The sequence below is a fragment of the Pseudomonas sp. NPDC089734 genome (assembly GCF_044748865.1).
Taxonomy (GTDB): Bacteria; Pseudomonadota; Gammaproteobacteria; order Pseudomonadales; family Pseudomonadaceae; genus Aquipseudomonas.
In genome coordinates this window covers 38358-51666 of record NZ_JBIVGV010000013.1, presented here as the reverse complement: position 1 = coordinate 51666, position 13309 = coordinate 38358, and the positions used below count along the sequence as shown (strand labels likewise).

The window sequence follows — 13309 nt, the reverse complement described above, 5'->3', positions numbered from 1 at the left end:
TCAGATCTCGTCGAAGTCCAGTTCGACGCCCGCCTGCTCCTGAACGATGCGCACCAGCATCTCGCTCAACAGTTCTTCACTGCTGTCGCACACCCAGCGGCTGTTTTCCTCGTCGAAGTCGAAATGAAAACCGCCCGAACGTGCGGCCAGCCACAGCTGACGCAAGGGTTCCTGGCGACTGAAGATGATCTGGGTGCCATTCTCGAACTTCACCGTCAGTACGCCCGCCGAGTTCTCAAGGTCCAGATCCAGATCGCTCTCGTCAAAAATGTCTTCCAGCGCCTGCTGGGTGGCATCGACCAGATCGTGAAAGCGGGCTTCGGTCAAACTCATTGCGGGAACCTCGAAAAATGTCTGCTTATGGCACAGGCTCGCAAGATACGGAGGCCGTCAGGCAAATGCAAAACATACCCGCCCGACGAGCCGATAATCCCGAACCTGCTGGACGATTGGAGAACAATCGCGCCAAAGGCCCGCCAGACGGGCGGGAGGTTGCATAGGCAAGCCGCCGGGTGGCCGGTATACTCGGGCGCAATTAACGCTTTTACAAAGGATTTCGCCATGAAGCGCCTGATCTCTTCGCTTGCTGCGCTCGTCGCGGTCGCTTGTCTTGTTACTGCTTGCGGCCAGAAAGGCCCGCTCTACCTGCCTGATGACACCAAATCATCCGACGAACAAGCCAAAACGCAATCGCACAAGCATCTTTAAGGGAATTCCATGGACGCCTTCAACTACCGCGACGGTGAGCTGTTCGCGGAAGGAGTAGCCTTGTCTGCCATTGCCGAGCGTTTCGGCACGCCGACCTACGTCTACTCCCGCGCTCATATCGAAGCGCAATACCGTGCCTACGCCGACGCACTGAGCGGCATGCCTCATCTGGTGTGCTTTGCCGTCAAGGCCAACTCCAACCTGGGCGTACTCAATGTCCTGGCCCGTCTGGGCGCCGGTTTCGACATCGTTTCCCGTGGTGAACTGGAGCGCGTGCTGGCTGCCGGTGGCAAAGCCGACAAGATCGTATTCTCCGGTGTGGGCAAGACCCGCGAAGACATGCGCCGTGCGCTGGAAGTGGGCGTGCATTGCTTCAACATCGAATCCACCGACGAGCTGGAGCGCCTGCAGATCGTGGCCGCCGAGCTGGGTGTTCGTGCGCCGATCTCCCTGCGCGTCAACCCGGATGTGGACGCGGGCACTCACCCGTACATTTCCACCGGTCTCAAGGAAAACAAGTTCGGTATCGCCATTGCCGATGCCGAGGACGTCTACGTTCGCGCATCGCAACTGCCGAACCTGGAAATCCTGGGTGTCGACTGCCACATCGGCTCGCAACTGACGACCCTGGAACCGTTCATCGATGCCCTGGACCGACTGCTGGATCTGGTGGATCGCCTGGGCGACTGCGGCATTCACTTGCACCACATCGATCTGGGCGGCGGCCTGGGCGTGCGTTATCGCGACGAAGAGCCACCGCTGGCGGCCGACTACATCAAAGCCGTGCGTGAGCGCCTTGAAGGACGTGACCTGGGCCTGATGTTCGAGCCGGGCCGTTTCATCGTCGCCAACGCCGGCGTGCTGCTGACTCAGGTCGAGTACCTCAAGCACACCGAGCACAAGGATTTCGCCATCGTCGATGCGGCCATGAACGACCTGATCCGTCCGGCGCTGTATCAGGCCTGGATGGACGTCACCGCCGTTCGCCCGCGCGACGGCGCTGCCCGCACCTACGACATCGTCGGCCCGATCTGCGAAACCGGTGATTTCCTGGCCAAGAACCGCGAACTGGCCCTGGCCGAAGGCGATCTGCTTGCCGTTCATTCGGCAGGCGCCTATGGTTTTGTCATGAGCTCGAACTACAACACCCGTGGCCGTGCCGCCGAAGTGCTGGTCGATGGCTCTCAGGCCTTTGAAGTGCGCCGCCGCGAAACCGTGGCCGAGCTGTTCGCTGGCGAAAGCCTGCTGCCGGAGTAACCCCATGCTGCTGCGTTTTACCAAGATGCATGGGCTAGGCAATGACTTCATGGTCCTGGACCTGGTGAGTCAGCACGCGCATATCTTGCCCAAGCACGCCAAACAATGGGGCGACCGGCATACCGGCGTCGGTTTCGACCAACTGCTGATCGTGGAAGCCCCGAGCAATCCCGACGTGGATTTCCGCTACCGGATCTTCAACTCCGACGGTTCCGAAGTGGAGCAGTGTGGCAACGGTGCCCGCTGCTTCGCCCGCTTCGTGCTCGACAAGCGTCTGACCGCCAAACGGCAGATCCGTGTCGAAACCAAAAGCGGCATCATCGAGCTGGATGTCCGTAACGACGGGCAGATCAGCGTCGATATGGGGCCGCCACGGCTCGTCCCGGAAGAGATCCCGTTCAAGGCTCCGGCTCAGGCCCTCAGCTATGACGTCGAGGTCGACGGACAGAACGTCCAGCTGGCTGCCGTGTCGATGGGCAACCCGCATGCCGTGCTGCGAGTGGACGACATCAACGCCGCTCCCGTGCATGAGCTGGGTCCGAAGATCGAACATCACCCGCGCTTCCCGGCACGGGTCAATGTCGGCTTTCTTCACGTCATCGATCGTCAGCGCGCCCAACTGCGCGTCTGGGAACGTGGCGCAGGCGAAACCCAGGCCTGTGGCACTGGCGCATGCGCGGCGGCTGTCGCCGCCATCAGCCAGGGCTGGATGGACTCGCCGCTGCTGATCGACCTGCCCGGCGGACGCTTGTCCCTCGAGTGGGCAGGCCCGGGGCATCCGGTCATGATGACCGGCCCGGCCGTACGGGTTTACGAAGGCCAAGTTCGTCTATGAGTGAGCAAATACGATGACCGATCTGCCTCCGGCTTCAACCGGCAAAACCAGCGAATCGCCTGCCGATAGCGCAGTGCCAAACCTTGAAGCAGAGGCGGTTATCGCTTTCCTGCTCAAACAACCGGATTTCTTCGCCGAGCACGACGAGTTGCTGGTGTCGATGCGAATCCCTCACCAGCGTGGCGATACCGTCTCGCTGGTCGAGCGCCAGCTCAAGCTGTTGCGCGAGCGCAACATCGAAATGCGCCATCGGCTCTCGCAGCTGATGGATGTGGCCCGCGACAACGACCGTCTGTTCGAGAAAACCCGTCGCCTCAACCTCGCCATGATGGATGCCACCAGCCTGGACGAGCTCATCATTGCGGTGGAAGACAGCCTGCGCCAGGAATTCCAGGTGCCTTTCGTCAGCCTTGTCCTGTTCAGCGACAACCCGATGCCCATAGGCCGTTGGACCAGCAGCGCCGAGGCCCAGAAGGCTATCGGTGGATTGATTGGCGAAAAGACCGTATGCGGCGCCCTGCGCGAGCATGAGCTGACCTTCCTGTTCGGTGCCGAGCAGAGCAAGGATGTAGGCTCCACGGCCATCGTCACCCTGAATCATCAAGGCCTGCATGGCGTACTCGCCATTGGCAGCCGTGACCCACAGCACTATAAAAGCTCGGTCGGCACTTTGTTCCTCAGCTACATCGCCGACGTTCTGAGCCGTCTGCTGCCGCGCTTCACCCACTCGCTGCGCTCGGTCCGCTAGGCATGGAACAACATCTGGACGCCTACTGCACACACCTGCGCAGTGAGCGTCAGGTGTCGCCCCACACGCTGGAGGCTTATCGGCGCGACCTGAACAAGGTCCTTGAGTACAGCCGCAAGGCACAGATCTCAAGCTGGACAGACCTGGATATCCAGCACCTGCGCAGCTTTGTGGCCCGCCAGCACCAGCAAGGCCAGTCCTCACGCAGCCTGGCACGCATGCTGTCGGCAGTGCGCGGCTTTTATAAGTACCTGTGTCGCGAAGGCCTGTGCGAGCACGACCCTGCCAATGGCCTGTCGCCTCCCAAGGGCGAGCGACGGCTGCCCAAGACCCTCGATACCGACCGCACGTCACAATTGCTGGATGGCGCTGTCGAGGATGACTTTCTGGCCCATCGCGATCAGGCCATTCTGGAGTTGCTGTACTCCTCCGGGCTGCGCCTTTCAGAACTTACGGGGCTGAACCTCGATCAGCTGGACCTGCGCGACGGGTTGGTCCAGGTGCTGGGTAAAGGCAGCAAGACCCGGGTCCTGCCGGTGGGAAGCAAGGCACGGCAGGCGCTGGAAACCTGGCTTCCCCTGCGGGCCCTGGCCAACCCGCAGGACGATGCCGTGTTCATCAGCCAGCAGGGGCGACGCCTGGGGCCACGGGCAGTCCAGAGACGGGTCAAGACAGCGGGTGAACGCGAGTTGGGGCAAAACCTGCACCCGCACATGCTGCGTCACTCCTTCGCGAGCCATCTGCTGGAGTCCTCGCAGGACTTGCGCGCCGTTCAGGAGCTGCTTGGGCATTCCGATATCAAAACCACCCAGATTTACACTCACCTGGACTTCCAGCATCTGGCCAGCGTGTACGACAGCGCCCATCCCCGCGCCAGACGCAAAGGATCTGCCGATGATTAAGCTGATTACGTTCGACCTCGATGACACCCTGTGGGACACCGCCCCGGCCATCGCCAGCGCCGAAGCCGTGCTGCGCGACTGGCTGAGTGAGCATGCCCCCCGGCTCGGCCCCGTGCCGGTCGAGCACCTGTGGGAGATCCGCGCCCGCCTGGTCGAGGCCGAACCGTCCCTCAAGCACCGCATCAGCACACTGAGACGGCGCGTGCTGTTTCATGCCCTGCAAGATGCAGGTTATGCCCACGCTCAAGCACAGGAGCTTGCAGACACGAGTTTCGAGGTGTTCCTGCATGCCCGGCATCAGGTGCAGATATTTCCGGAAGTGCAGCCTACGCTGGAAATCCTTGCCAGGACCTTCACTCTGGGCGTGATTACCAACGGCAATGCGGATGTGCGACGACTGGGATTGGCAGATTATTTCGCCTTTGCCTTGTGCGCCGAAGACCTGGGCATCGGCAAACCCGACCCGGCTCCGTTTCGGGAAGCACTCAAACGCGGCAACAGCGACGCCAGCAACGCCATCCATATCGGAGACCACCCCAGCGACGATATCGAAGGCGCTCAACGCGCCGGCATGCGGGCCATCTGGTACAACCCGCAGGGCAAGACCTGGGAGTCCGACAGATTGCCGGATGCCGAAATTCGCAGCCTGAGCCAGCTACCCGAAGTCCTGAAACACCTGTAGGAGCGAATTCATTCGCGAAAACTGCATTTCTGCCGGTAAAGATTCATCGGCTGTACAGGCTTTCGCGAATTCATTCGCGCCTACGGGGAAATAGCAGGCAAGAAAAAGCCCGCAGCGACAGCGGGCTTTTTCTCATACAGCCATTGCTCCCTTAGATAGGGCGGCTGCCGTATTTGTTGTCCGGCTTCTTGGGCGGATCGGCGACCACATTGGCCTCCACTTCTTGCACCTTGCCACCACGTGCAAGGAATTCTTCCATCGCACGGGCCAGAGCATCACGCTCCTTGTTCTTGGCTTCTACGCTGGGCAGCTCATCGACCGACACCGCAGCCTTGGATTTACCCTTGGCCGGTGTAGCAGAGACTTCAGCACCGTCATCAGAGTCGGAAGCATCATCTTCAGGCGCAGCAGCAAGCTCCTCGCCGTCGTCCTCACCTTCCAGATCGTCTACCAGATCGTCGTTATCGTCGTCGCTCATGTTCTACCTCATGACTTGCGAAAGCAGATTAGTTATAGCCCAGCAGCCTCAAAAATCGAAGGCTGTCGGAAAAAATTCAACAACCGCTGAATACAGCGGTCATGCCCATTCACCCTGAAGGGTGGCAAGGACATTGCGAGCACCACCGACCTCTCGATGCTCGCCTAAATAAACACCTTGCCAGGTGCCCAACGCCAATCGCCCCGCCGTCACCGGCAAAACCAACTGGCAGCCTAGCAAACTGGCCTTGAAATGCGCCGGCAAATCGTCAGGACCTTCGTCGTTGTGCTCATATCCATTGGCACTTTCAGGTACCAGACGGCTGAAAAAACGCTCGAAATCACGACGCACCGCCGGATCGGCATTCTCGTTGACCGTCAACGAAGCCGAGGTATGTTGCAGCCACAAATGCAGCAATCCGACTCGACAACCACGCAGCTCGGGCAAGCCTGCCAGTATCTCGTCCGTCACCAGATGAAACCCACGGGGCCTTGCCCGGAGGGTAATTCTGGATTGATGCCACATACCGTTCTCCGCACGTTCGGCGCGCATTCTAACCCGACTGAGAAAAAAGCAAAGCGCGCAATAAACCGGTCGCCCAACAAGTTAACGATCATCTCGATGACAACATTACGACCACGGCATCGTCACACCGGAATCATTGGCAGCGACACTGACAATGGAAGCCTGAATACCTGAATGGTTCACAAAAGTCAGGCAAAAAAAATGCCCGGAAGCCGGGCATTTCTTTCAGCAGCTACGGTTAATTACAAGTTGTAGCCACGCTCATTGTGTTGCGCAAGGTCCAGACCCACAGACTCTTCCTCGTCAGTGACACGCAGGCCCATGACCGCGTCGAGCACCTTGAGGATGATGAACGTCACGATGGCGGTGTACACCACGGTGAACGCCACGCCTTTGAACTGAATCCAGACTTGAGCGCCGATGTCGGTCACAGTACCGAAGCCACCCAGCGCAGGAGCTGCGAAAACACCTGTCAGGATTGCACCGACGATACCGCCGATACCGTGAACGCCGAATGCGTCCAGGGAGTCATCGTAGCCCAGCTTGCGTTTCAGGCTGGTGGCGCAGAAGAAGCAGATCACGCCAGCCGCCAGGCCGATGATCAGTGCACCCATCGGGCCGACAGTACCGGCAGCAGGTGTAATGGCAACCAGACCGGCAACCACACCCGAAGCGATACCCAGAGCGCTTGGCTTGCCGTGGGTCAGCCACTCGGCGAACATCCAGCCCAGAGCCGCAGCAGCGGTCGCGATCTGAGTCACCAGCATGGCCATACCGGCTGTGCCGTTGGCAGCAGCAGCGGAACCGGCGTTGAAACCGAACCAGCCGATCCACAGCATGGCCGCGCCGATCAGGGTGTAACCCAGGTTGTGCGGAGCCATCGGGGTGGTCGGGAAGCCTTTACGCTTGCCCAGTACCAGACAGGCAACCAGACCGGCTACACCCGCGTTGATGTGAACGACGGTGCCGCCTGCGAAGTCCAGAACGCCCCAGTCCCACATCAGGCCACCGACGCCGCCCCAGACCATGTGGGCGATTGGCGCGTAGACCAGCGTGAACCAGATACCCATGAAGATCAGCATCGCGGAGAACTTCATGCGTTCTGCGAAAGCGCCGACGATCAGGGCCGGGGTGATGATGGCGAAGGTCATCTGGAAGGTGACGAACACGGCTTCAGGGAACAGCGCCGCAGCACCGGTGATGCTGGAAGGCGTGATGCCTGCCAGGAACGCCTTGCCCATGCCGCCGAAGAAGGAGTTGAAGTTGACGACGCCCGCTTCCATGCCGGTGGTGTCGAACGCAATGCTGTAGCCATAGATGACCCACAGAATGCTGATCAGACCGGTAATGGCAAAGCACTGCATCATCACGGAAAGAATGTTTTTGGAGCGGACCATGCCGCCGTAGAACAAGGCCAGACCGGGAATGGTCATGAACAGCACCAGAGCGGTTGCTGTCAGCATCCAGGCGGTGTCGCCCGAATTGAGAACGGGGGCTGCCACTTCGTCTGCCGCCATGGCAAGGCCAGGGGTTACGAGGGACAACAGGGCTCCTAGCCCTGCGAATTGACGCAGAGTCATATTGTTTACTCCTGGGGCGTGGGGTTTGGCGGCTTAAATGGCGTCGGTATCGGTTTCGCCGGTACGGATGCGTATAGCCTGTTCCAGATTGACTACGAATATTTTGCCGTCCCCGATCTTGCCGGTATTGGCAGCCTTGGTGATGGCTTCGATGACACGATCCAGATCCTTGTCATCGATGGCGACATCGATCTTCACCTTGGGAAGGAAGTCGACGACGTATTCCGCACCGCGATACAGCTCGGTGTGACCCTTCTGGCGACCGAAACCTTTGACCTCGGTAACAGTGATGCCCTGCACGCCGATTTCGGACAGCGACTCGCGCACGTCGTCCAATTTGAACGGCTTGATGATTGCAGTGACTAGCTTCATGAAAACTTTCTCCCGAATTGGTGGACTTGCCCCAGGAAAACAAACCCGACTCAAGTCTAAGCGCAGTGCCTGGCTTTGTAACGCGTCGGTCGCCAGTTAAAGGCCAGACCAACTCCAGAAAACCGCTTCTGACGAAACACATCCCCGCTCCGCCTGCCGCACTGCATTCGTCACAGCGACTGCATCAGTGCATGGGTCATTAGCCCTTAAGCAGAAAGCTTGCCATCTCGTGAATATTCATCAAATACAGGGCCTTGAGCACTTATCCTGTCCTTTTACCCACTTTTGGCCCCACGCAACGCACAACTACAGTGCACGCGTGCCCGCCCCCACGCTCAATAACTGTGCACCCGCAATGCACTGAAAATGACTATAGACGCTGCGTGCTACACTGCCGCCCATCTGATTCCGGAAATTCATCATGCTCGCGCCCAAAGCTTTCCTCGACGCCCTGAGCGGCCACGCTTCCCGCCTGTTCAACGGCGAAAACCCACTGCCACGCAACGAATTCGAAACCCAGTTCAAGGCCCTGCTGCAAAGCGGTTTCAGCAAGCTGGATCTGGTCAGCCGCGAGGAATTCGACAGCCAGATGGCCGTCCTTGCCCGGACACGTGCGCGCCTGGAAGCCCTGGAGGCCAAAGTGGCGGAAATGGAAGAGAAGCTGGGAAGCACCGGGCGGGATTGAGGGAGCCTTTCCCTCGAGAAAGCATCAGGGCGTGCGACCATTGCGGATTCGCACACCCCCTCGCTCACAGGCTCAAGACCTGTTTTGACGCCAGGCATCCAGACTGAGACTGCCCGGACTGCCCGCCATGACCTGAAGCAGGCCGCCGCAGATGGCAATGTTCTTCAGGAAATTGATCAGTTGCATCTTCTCGGCGAAGTTCGCGTGGAAGACCAAAGCAGTCACCAGCGTAAACAGGGCCATGCCCGCCGCCACTAATTTTGTGCGATACCCCAGCAGCAAGGCTGAAGCAAAGCCCAACTCCACCAGAAGCGAGCCGGCATAAGCGAGTACCGGGAAAGGAAGACCTGCATTCGCGATATAGGTCATCGTGGCGGCAGGTGCCACAATCTTGCCCAGACCGCCATACAGAAACAGCAAACTCAACAGAACGCGTCCGGCAAAGGAGCAATAATCTTCTTTAGTGTGGGTCATACCAGTGATTCCAAAAGACAAGAAACATTCAAGACAGGCGATAGAGCGCATTAATAATTATCGCCACTTCACTCCAGGCAGAATCGACACGCCGTGGTTATAGGGAAACTTCCTTTATCAACTCACCTGTTTCATCCCGCAGTTGCAGATGAAGGTTGTGGCTCCCGCCCACCAGTTTCAGGTTATAACGACTCTCCGGCAGGAAATGATCGAACTTGAAAGACGCGAAGCGGCTGACGGTACTGCCCTCGAAACTCTGACTGACGATCAGCACCTCAAGCTCGTGGGCACCGGGGCTCAGCTGGAAATAGCGCCCGTCACGGACTGTGCTGCCGTCGACCTTTTGTGCCAATAACGTATTTTTATTGTTCGCAGACATCTCCACCAGGCTGGACGTCTTATCCGGTGCAGGCAATACCGTCGAGCAGGCAGAAATAATAAGGAGCGAACAGACAATCAGTAACTTCTTCATCGGGGTTCACCAAGGACTATCATAGGGATCGAAAAGTACGGGTGAATGATGGGAAGCGAGGATTAAGAGGACATTAAGACCTGTACGGTTATCACGACCTGAACAGCCGTTTCACTTAATCCTGCCTTAATGCTGACGACGTACCATGAGTTATTTACAAGAGTGGCGATCATGCGTGTATTGCTAACCGAAGACGATCAGCTTATTGCCGAAGGTGTGATTGCCGGATTGAACGCTCAGGGCTTCACGGTGGAGCATGTCACAAACGCCGCCGACACCGAGGCAATGGTGTCGGCCGCTCAGTTCGATGTCATGATTCTGGACCTCGGACTGCCGGACAGAGACGGCCTGACACTCCTGCGACGCCTGCGCCAGCGCTCGTTTCACCTGCCGGTGCTCATTCTCACCGCCAGAGACTCGATCACGGATCGGGTGGCCGGCCTGCAGGCGGGCGGCGATGACTATCTGCTCAAACCCTTCGACCTCAGAGAACTGGCCGCCAGGCTGCATACACTGCACCGCAGATTTCAGGGCAGAAGCACCAACCTTATCCAGCATGGCAGCCTGAGTGTCGACCCTTCGACCCGGGAAACCTTTCTCTGCGACCAGAGCATCGACCTGTCCAGAAGAGAGCAGTCATTGCTCAAGGCATTGCTGGACAACAAGGGACGAATCGTCAGTACGGACCAGCTGAAAGACGCCATCTATGGCTTCTCGGATGATGTGGAGAGCAATGCACTCAACGTGCATATCCACAATCTGCGCCGCAAGCTCGGCAGCCAGATTGTGCAAACCGTACGTGGCATGGGTTATCGGCTGGGGCCTGCCAGCGTGGATGAAATCAATGAGCCTTAGATCCCGATTGAGCCTGATACTGGGCTCAAGCTTCATTCTGATATGGGCTGTCGCCGCCACCTGGATGTTGTGCGACCTTCAGCAAAACCTGAGCCGATCGCTGGATGAGCGACTGGCAGCCTCGGCACGCCTGGTCGTCAGCCTTATCCATCTGTCGCCCTCCTCGGTGCAACAACCTGAACTGTCGAACGCCCTGCTCACGCATGCCGAAAAGGCTGCTCTTCCTGTCGGCATGGCCTGTCAGGTCTCGTCCTTGAAGGGCGAGATATTCGTGCAGAGCCACAATGCGCCCGGTGAAACGATCAGCGCCCTGGGCGTGGGTTATCACGACCAGATTGCCGACGGGCTTGAGTGGCGCACCTTCACCCTGGAGGAAAATGGCATCAGGATCAGCACGGCCGACAGGGTCGATCAGCGACGAAGCCTCAAATACTCCATTCTCATGGCCGCCGCCCTGCCGGTTATGGCCGCTCTGATCGGGAGCCTTGTGCTGCTCTGGATCGTGGTCAGCAAGGGGCTGGAGCCACTGCAGCGCATCAAGGATGCGCTGGTTCGGCGCAATGCAGACTGCCTCGATCCACTCGACACCGACAACCTGCCTGCCGAGCTGAAAGTGCTCGTGACCACCCAGAACGGGCTGTTGACACGTATCTCACAGGCTATCGAGAGAGAGCGGCGGCTGACCGGGGATGCGGCTCACGAATTGCGCAGCCCGCTGACCGCCATCAAGACCCATCTTCAGGTGGCCCAGCTCACCGAAGGGGACACCGCGAAGAAGGCATTGGTGAAGGCGGAAGAAGGCGCGGACCGGCTGCAGCGTATTCTCGAACAGCTTCTACTGCTGGCACGAGTGGAAGGATGCCTGTCATTCGATGATGGCGTTCAGGCGCTTCCGATGGAGGTGGCACGACAGGCACTGGCGGACTCGACGCAACATGATGCCGTGACCCTGAGCGTCCAGGAAGACATTGCCACTGCGCCACTGGAGGCCCCGGCGGCACTCGCAACCGCTGCGTTGCGCAATCTGGTCGATAACGCCTTGCGCCACACAAGGCCGGGCACCCAGGTTGATCTGACGATTACACGGGACGGGAAGATGGCCAGCTTCCGAATCAGGGACAGAGGGCAAGGCGTTTCCACTACGGAGCTGGCAGCGATCACCCAACGCTTCTGGCACAAAGGCCAGCATGGAGGAAGCGGATTGGGGTTGGCGATTGTCGATGCAATCATCAACAGCTGCCATGGCGAGCTATCGTTTCACAATCTGGACGATGGTTTCGAGGCGGTCATGAAGCTGCCTTTGGCCGAACCAGCCTTTTAAGGACAGCAACAAAAATGGCCCATCAAAGGGCCATTTCTGTTATCGCGTCATGACGCTATTTTTCCAGCCTGTCAGTGCGATTCGCCCAGCGTCGAGCGGACCTCACGAACCTGAGCGGCAGAAACCGCAGGTGCGTTGTTCGACCAGCCTTTTCTCAGGAACGACGCCAGTTCTGCAATTTCCGAGTCGTCCATCCGTCCGGCAAAGCCAGGCATTGGCAGAACCGATGGGGAGCGAGCCGTGGAAGGCGTCTGGGCACCGGCGAGAATCACATGCAGCAAGGCCGTCGGGTTTTCCGCGTTGATGATCGTGGCACCGTCCAGACGCGGGAAGATCCTTGGAGCGCCATCCCCTTTGACGAAGTGGCAAGCACCGCAGTTATCCAGGTACAGACGCTCGCCCAGGGTCAGGTCCTTGGCCGCCGTCAACTTGCGTGCGGTCGCGTCGCTGCCTTGGGATTTCGGCTGGGCAGTCGCCTTGCCATCTGCCGCCAGCGACTTCAGGTAAGCCGCCATGGCATGCAGGTCTTCGTTGGTCATGTGCGAAGTGCTGTTGGCCACGACATCGGTCATCTCGCCAGCCACCGAAGCGATGCTGTTACGGCCGGAACCGAGGTAGTCCACGATGTCGTCCTGCGACCAGTGCTCGATGCCGTGAATCGAAGGCACCGACCAGCCATTGAGCAGCCCGCCGCTCAGGTAGCCCGTACCTTTTTCATCCAGCGCCTTTTCCTGCATGGTCAGCGCACGTGGCGTATGGCAGGAACCGCAATGCCCCAGCCCTTGCACCAGGTAAGCACCCCGAGCGATCTGCTCGGCATTACCGGTGGTCGAGGCCTTGAGCGAAACGGCTGCCGACTCGGGCACAGGCGAGAACAGCGTGCGCCAGTAAGCCAGAGGCCAGCGGATCGACAGCGGCCACGGAATATCATTGGCCTTGTTCGCTTGCTTGACGGGTTCTACGCCTTTCATGAAGTAGGCGTACAGCGCCTCCGTGTCCTCGTCCGAGACTCGAGCATAGGAAGGGAATGGCATCGCCGGATACAGCGCACTGCCATCATGACCCACGCCTCGACGTACGGCGCGTTCAAAGTCGCCGTACGTCCAGCTGCCGATACCCGTCTCTTTATCCGGCGTGATGTTGGTGGCGTAGATCGTGCCGATAGGCGACTCGATACCACGCCCACCGGCAAAGGCCTTGCCATCGTGACTGGTGTGGCAAGCCACACAGTCGCCAGCACGCGCCAGGTAGGCACCCTTGCTGATGAGTTCAGGCGTGACGGCCTGAGTCATCTGCGCAGACGCATCGCCCGTGCGGTTAAGGGACGAACTGAACAGCCAGGCCAGCAGGGCGATCACCGCACCGACGATGGCCAGAATCAACAGCGGGGAGCGAAATTTCGACTTCATCTTCTC

Annotated in this window: 17 protein-coding genes; 9 read left to right on the top strand and 8 right to left on the bottom strand. The window is 59.1% G+C overall.

Annotation, left to right across the window (positions count from 1 at the left end; all coding sequences use genetic code 11):
- Nucleotides 1–333 carry an iron donor protein CyaY gene (cyaY, locus tag ACIPY9_RS16905; protein ID WP_400703577.1) on the bottom strand — a complete coding sequence of 111 codons (333 nt, stop codon included), beginning with the start codon at nt 331–333 and terminating at the stop codon, nt 1–3.
- 228 nt (nt 334–561) lie between these two features.
- On the opposite strand from cyaY, the gene ACIPY9_RS16900 reads away from it, so the two are divergent.
- The 6 genes from ACIPY9_RS16900 to ACIPY9_RS16875 are packed head-to-tail and all read left to right on the top strand — an operon-like array spanning nt 562 to nt 5132.
- Nucleotides 562–708: a lipoprotein gene (locus ACIPY9_RS16900; RefSeq protein WP_400703574.1), complete on the top strand. Its 147-nt coding sequence runs from the start codon at nt 562–564 to the stop codon at nt 706–708.
- A gap of 9 nt (nt 709–717) precedes the next feature.
- Nucleotides 718–1965, top strand: a complete 1248-nt coding sequence (lysA, locus tag ACIPY9_RS16895; RefSeq protein WP_400703571.1) for a diaminopimelate decarboxylase — start codon at nt 718–720, stop codon at nt 1963–1965.
- A gap of 4 nt (nt 1966–1969) precedes the next feature.
- A complete protein-coding gene (dapF, locus tag ACIPY9_RS16890) occupies nt 1970–2800 on the top strand; it encodes a diaminopimelate epimerase (RefSeq protein WP_400703569.1) in 831 nt (276 codons plus the stop codon).
- Nucleotides 2801–2813: 13 nt separating this feature from the next.
- Nucleotides 2814–3548: a DUF484 family protein gene (locus ACIPY9_RS16885; RefSeq protein WP_400703567.1), complete on the top strand. Its 735-nt coding sequence runs from the start codon at nt 2814–2816 to the stop codon at nt 3546–3548.
- Nucleotides 3549–3550: 2 nt separating this feature from the next.
- Complete coding sequence (gene xerC / locus ACIPY9_RS16880; protein WP_400703565.1) at nt 3551–4450, top strand: tyrosine recombinase XerC; 900 nt, start codon at nt 3551–3553, stop codon at nt 4448–4450.
- Nucleotides 4443–5132, top strand: a complete 690-nt coding sequence (locus ACIPY9_RS16875) for an HAD family hydrolase (protein ID WP_400703563.1) — start codon at nt 4443–4445, stop codon at nt 5130–5132. Before xerC ends, ACIPY9_RS16875 begins: the two co-directional genes overlap by 8 nt.
- 151 nt (nt 5133–5283) lie before the next feature.
- Here the strand turns inward: ACIPY9_RS16875 and sutA are convergent, their stop codons facing one another.
- The 4 genes from sutA to glnK form a co-directional block, all read right to left on the bottom strand.
- A complete protein-coding gene (sutA, locus tag ACIPY9_RS16870) occupies nt 5284–5610 on the bottom strand; it encodes a transcriptional regulator SutA (protein WP_400703561.1) in 327 nt (108 codons plus the stop codon).
- A 99-nt stretch (nt 5611–5709) separates the two neighbouring features.
- Nucleotides 5710–6135, bottom strand: coding sequence for a secondary thiamine-phosphate synthase enzyme YjbQ (locus ACIPY9_RS16865; RefSeq protein WP_400703559.1), 426 nt, complete (start codon nt 6133–6135; stop codon nt 5710–5712).
- 242 nt (nt 6136–6377) lie between these two features.
- A complete protein-coding gene (locus ACIPY9_RS16860) occupies nt 6378–7715 on the bottom strand; it encodes an ammonium transporter (protein ID WP_400703557.1) in 1338 nt (445 codons plus the stop codon).
- A 33-nt stretch (nt 7716–7748) separates the two neighbouring features.
- The gene (gene glnK / locus ACIPY9_RS16855) at nt 7749–8087 is read right to left on the bottom strand and encodes a P-II family nitrogen regulator (RefSeq protein ID WP_002555808.1); all 339 of its coding nucleotides are present in this window, start codon (nt 8085–8087) and stop codon (nt 7749–7751) included.
- Nucleotides 8088–8508: 421 nt separating this feature from the next.
- Here glnK and ACIPY9_RS16850 point away from each other — a divergent pair, with 421 nt between their 5' ends.
- Complete coding sequence (locus ACIPY9_RS16850) at nt 8509–8772, top strand: accessory factor UbiK family protein (RefSeq protein WP_400703555.1); 264 nt, start codon at nt 8509–8511, stop codon at nt 8770–8772.
- Between the two features lie 72 nt (nt 8773–8844).
- Here ACIPY9_RS16850 and ACIPY9_RS16845 read toward each other — a convergent pair whose 3' ends face one another.
- Nucleotides 8845–9246 (bottom strand): DoxX family protein, encoded by a 402-nt coding sequence (locus ACIPY9_RS16845; RefSeq protein ID WP_400703553.1) that lies wholly within the window; start codon nt 9244–9246, stop codon nt 8845–8847.
- Nucleotides 9247–9343: 97 nt separating this feature from the next.
- Nucleotides 9344–9718: a hypothetical protein gene (locus ACIPY9_RS16840; RefSeq protein WP_400703551.1), complete on the bottom strand. Its 375-nt coding sequence runs from the start codon at nt 9716–9718 to the stop codon at nt 9344–9346.
- Nucleotides 9719–9889: 171 nt separating this feature from the next.
- Between ACIPY9_RS16840 and ACIPY9_RS16835 the strand changes: the two genes are divergently transcribed.
- Together ACIPY9_RS16835 and ACIPY9_RS16830 are read left to right on the top strand one after the other, a co-directional pair.
- Nucleotides 9890–10573: a response regulator gene (locus ACIPY9_RS16835; protein ID WP_400703549.1), complete on the top strand. Its 684-nt coding sequence runs from the start codon at nt 9890–9892 to the stop codon at nt 10571–10573.
- The gene (locus ACIPY9_RS16830; RefSeq protein ID WP_400703547.1) at nt 10563–11894 is read left to right on the top strand and encodes an ATP-binding protein; all 1332 of its coding nucleotides are present in this window, start codon (nt 10563–10565) and stop codon (nt 11892–11894) included. Before ACIPY9_RS16835 ends, ACIPY9_RS16830 begins: the two co-directional genes overlap by 11 nt.
- Before the next feature lie 71 nt (nt 11895–11965).
- On the opposite strand, the gene ACIPY9_RS16825 is transcribed toward ACIPY9_RS16830, so the two are convergent.
- Nucleotides 11966–13303 carry a c-type cytochrome gene (locus ACIPY9_RS16825; RefSeq protein WP_400703545.1) on the bottom strand — a complete coding sequence of 446 codons (1338 nt, stop codon included), beginning with the start codon at nt 13301–13303 and terminating at the stop codon, nt 11966–11968.
- Between the last annotated feature and the right edge of the window lie 6 nt (nt 13304–13309).